This is a genomic window from Chlamydiota bacterium (assembly GCA_016178055.1).
Classification (GTDB): domain Bacteria; phylum Auribacterota; class JACPWU01; order JACPWU01; family JACPWU01; genus JACOUC01.
The window spans coordinates 1-3,950 of record JACOUC010000041.1 but is presented as its reverse complement, the minus strand read 5'-3'; the positions used below and the strand labels follow the sequence as shown (position 1 = coordinate 3,950).

General features: G+C 40.2%; 4 protein-coding genes. 1 reads left to right on the top strand and 3 read right to left on the bottom strand.

From position 1 onward, the window contains the following. Together HYS07_06200 and HYS07_06195 are read right to left on the bottom strand one after the other, a co-directional pair. The coding region (locus HYS07_06200; GenBank protein MBI1870764.1) for a hypothetical protein at positions 1-1,404 on the bottom strand (1,404 nt) is incomplete at its 3' end. 212 nt (positions 1,405-1,616) lie between these two features. After that, complete coding sequence (locus HYS07_06195) at positions 1,617-2,555, bottom strand: carbon-nitrogen hydrolase (protein ID MBI1870763.1); 939 nt, start codon at positions 2,553-2,555, stop codon at positions 1,617-1,619. Between the two features lie 51 nt (positions 2,556-2,606). On the opposite strand from HYS07_06195, the gene HYS07_06190 reads away from it, so the two are divergent. After that, positions 2,607-3,173, top strand: a complete 567-nt coding sequence (locus tag HYS07_06190) for a YceI family protein (protein ID MBI1870762.1) — start codon at positions 2,607-2,609, stop codon at positions 3,171-3,173. A 106-nt stretch (positions 3,174-3,279) separates the two neighbouring features. On the opposite strand, the gene HYS07_06185 is transcribed toward HYS07_06190, so the two are convergent. Further along, positions 3,280-3,816, bottom strand: coding sequence for a hypothetical protein (locus tag HYS07_06185; GenBank protein MBI1870761.1), 537 nt, complete (start codon positions 3,814-3,816; stop codon positions 3,280-3,282). Positions 3,817-3,950: the final 134 nt, after the last annotated feature.

The window sequence follows — 3,950 nt, the reverse complement described above, 5'->3', positions numbered from 1 at the left end:
GGCCTTTGTTGCTCCAAAAGGGGCAATGAGAATTCGTTGAATGGATTTCTTTTTAGGATTCAAAAGAAGTTCTAATTTTCTATCCATCTCGTTAATGACTTCCGTTCCAACTGCTGCCTCGGTGTACTTTATTTCACATACCGTTAAAACCTTATCGTCTCTATCAAAGAGGAGATCAATCTGATAGCCAGGATTTAACTCATCTGTGCGCCGACTGAAAAAGGGTCCACATCTGTATTGCACTGCACTAAATCCAAGCACGTTAGAAAAAATGCGATGCGATTTTTGACAAAAACGCTCAAAGGCAAATCCCAACCATTTCTGATAACTTTCTTTTGGCAGGGCCCTTGTGGGGTCTTCGTCATAATCCCCTCGGGCAATCCTTTTTTTGATGGGGCGGATAAACTTGGCATGAAACTGTAAAAACGAATCGGTGATGCAATAACGCGAAAGCATGCTTTCGGGCTTTAGGTAATAGGGCACATATCGAGAAATAAAGCCGCAGGTTTCTAAATCCTTGAGGAGTTCCGTAAGATTTCCCCCGGGTTTAATTTTGAGATATTTTGCAATCTCATCGCGTGTGGAAAATTTTCTTTTACCCAAAAATTCAATAATCCTTTGATAGTTCGGATTTTTTGCAAGACTGCTGATAAAAATTCTTTCGTCTTCGTCGGTGAAAAAACCGCCTTGACGAAACGATTCTCGAGAGAGGCTTAAAAAAATGGAGCTAGAGGTTTTTAAATACTTTAAATATTCTGGAATTCCTCCCGTTGTCAGACAGGCATCCATGATTTCGTGAGGGGACCTTCTAGGGCCCAAAAAGTCCCGAATTTCCTGGAGGTTGAATTCTTTAAGTAGAAGTGGATATTGGCTTCTGTTGTAAAGGGCTCGAGAATGAAAAATTTTATTGATAATGAAAGAAGGAGAGGACCCGCACAGGATGAGTATCAGTTCTTTGTTGTGTCTGAGTTTATTGTCCCAGACATATTTTAACGCAGAGATGAACGTATCAGAATAGTTCGCCAGCCATTGAATCTCTTCAAAATAAAGCGTCCATTTTCCCTTCAAAACCAAGTCGCCCAAAAAATCTAAGACTTCGAGCCAAGAGCCAAATTTAAGTTGAGAGACCAAGGGGTCTTTTGTGTATTTCGAAAGCTGATATAAAAAATGAGAAATTTGCGCTTCTGGAGAGGCTCCCTCTAACCCTTCAAACTTAATCAGACGGCGTTCTCTAAAATATTGCTCAATCAGTTCTGTCTTACCGACCCTTCTGCGGCCATAGACCACCACGAGACTTGCCTCCTGACGAGCTTCAATTTCCTGGAATCGGTGCATTTCCGCCCTTCTTCCAATAAAGGTCTTGTTCTGATGGACTTTTAAAGGTCGCTGCAGGGCGAATGTCATAAATCAGAGATCCCTATAAAGCCAAGTAAGTAAATTATCAGTCTACTTGGCTTTATTATATTATATATTTAAGCCAAGTAAACAAAAAAATAGTCTACTTGGCTTTATCGGATAAGGTTGTTCTGTTATTTTGCATAGGATTTTCAATGTGCTCGGATATCAAAAATCAAAATGCAAAAATCAAAATGACAAATCAAAATTAAAAATTTTCCCTATCCTGTTGCAACCAGGCCATTTTGATTTTTAAATTTTGATTTATTATCAAAAGAGTCGATATATCGTTCAGTTAAATGGTGATACGCATCTATCCTTCTATCCCGCAGAAACGGCCAACCGTGGCGCGTTTCTTCAATTTTCTTTAAGTCGCAAGGGACGATCAGAATTTCTTCTTTGCTAGAACTCCCTTTTGCAAGCATTTTTCCAAAGGGGTCCGAAACAAAAGATCCTCCCCAAAAAGTTAAATCATTTTCTCTCCCCAGCCGATTGACAGAAGCGACGTAAACCCCATTGGCAATGGCATGAGACCTTTGAATGGTTTCCCAGGCTTGATGTTGGGTCTTGGCAAAGGCGCGATCTTTGTCATGTGCGCCAATGGCCGTTGGATAAACAAGGATTTGAGCGCCTTTCAAGGCTGTCAGGCGAGCGGCTTCAGGAAACCATTGATCCCAACACACTAGAACTCCAACGCGTCCAAACCGAGTGTCGAAAACTTTAAAGCCTGTGTCTCCCGGAGTAAAATAAAATTTTTCATAGAAGCAAGGGTCATCGGGGATATGCATTTTTCGGTAAATGCCCAGAATCGCTCCATCAGCATCAATGACGACAGCCGTGTTGTGGTAAAGACCTGCAGATCTTTTTTCAAAAAGGGATGCAATAATGACGATTTTTTTTTGCCGTGCTAACTTCGAAAGTTTTTGAGTCGTGGGCCCTGGAATGGTTTCGGCCAATTGAAAAAAATCCACATCTTCCGTTTGAGGAAAATAAAGAGAGCAAAAAAGCTCTTGAAGACAGATCATTTGCGCTCCTTTACGAGCAGCCACTTCTATTTTCTGCAAGGCATGGTCTAAATTTTTTTTGGCATTATTACCTGCTTGGGTCTGAATAAGCCCCAGTGTTACAATTTGCTTCCCTTTTTCATTCGACTTTTTCATGCGGGCATTCTAACATACGCTATTAAAAATGTCGAAAAAAGGAGATGTCAAATGAAAAAAATTATTCTATCGATTTTATGCTGCTGGATCAGTGTTTTGACTTATGCCGAAACAGAAAATTATGTGATTGATCCCGTTCATTCGTCGATCACTTTTAAGATTCGTCATTTCCTTAGCAAGGTTACAGGCACTTTTGATAAATTTGAGGGGGTCATTGCAGTCAATCGTGAGAATATGGAAACCAATACAACCCAGGCCACGATTGAGGCCGCTAGCATCAATACACGAAATGAAAAACGAGATCATCATCTTCAAAGTCCAGATTTCTTTGATGTGGAAAAATATTCAAAAATTACCTTTCAGAGTAAGTCTTGGAAAAAAATAGGAGAGGATCAATATGAAGTTACGGGGGATTTTACAATGAAGGGTGTTACCAAAGAGATTTTTTTAAATGTGAAATCTACCGGATTTGGAAAGGGAATGGAGAATATGGATCTTTCAGGTTGGGAGGCCGAGACGGTGATTAAAAAATCAGATTTTGGAATCACTTATGGAGGATCGGCTTTGGGAGATGAGGTCGAGATTGCAATTGAGGTCGAAGCCCATAAAGAAGCGTAAACTTTACTTGACTAAAAAATACAGAAACGGCAAAACACAGTTTACCATTTTACCTCTTTAATTTTTACCATGGAGAGGAAGACGGAAGCTGGCTCATATCATAGGCCTATTTTACTTCTTTGAGAGCCCATGAGGGTGTTTTTAGGACGGAAAATTTTTTCTCAGCCAGGGCAAAGGATCCAAAGAGAATCGCAACATAAAATAAATCGCCCAGTAGCGTATTTCTAAAAAAGGGAATGGCGGCAATAAAACAGGTTCCAAGACCACTTAACGTTTTAGGATAAAGACGTCCTCCCAGCCAAACACTGAAATTGGTGATGAGAAAAAAGAGTACAGAGCTTGTTAAGGCAGCTGAGAAAAGAGAGAAAACCCCCTTTCTCTTTTGGAGCAAGAGTCCGATTCCAACAATCATTGCAAAGGAAAGATAAACAGCTCCCATTTCAGGGTCAATCCCGATCACGAGATCACTTAAGAAAAGGCTTAAGAACGGAACGAGAAACGCTAAATATTTTTTAGAAAAATAAGCGCCTCCAAAAAGGGCAATGGCAGCCAAAGGCGTTGCATTGGGTGGATGAGGGATAAGGCGAGAGAGGGCAGCGATGAGTACAATACCGCATAATGTTAAAAAACGAGAGTTAATCATGTTAGTCTCCTTAAAAATATGTTGATTCTCGATGCTCGATTGTAACTTTTAATTTTTCACTTTTCACTTTTAATTTCTTTTTCTTTTGAACGAATCAAGTTTAGTGCCGAGCCCGCTTTAAACCATTCAATTTG

What these genes read in the sequence shown, in the direction of transcription:
- HYS07_06195 (MBI1870763.1), bottom strand. Translation starts at nt 2,555, where the DNA reads ATGAAAAAGTCGAATGAAAAAGGGAAGCAAATTGTAACACTGGGGCTT.
- HYS07_06190 (MBI1870762.1), top strand. Translation starts at nt 2,607, where the DNA reads ATGAAAAAAATTATTCTATCGATTTTATGCTGCTGGATCAGTGTTTTG.
- HYS07_06185 (MBI1870761.1), bottom strand. Translation starts at nt 3,816, where the DNA reads ATGATTAACTCTCGTTTTTTAACATTATGCGGTATTGTACTCATCGCT.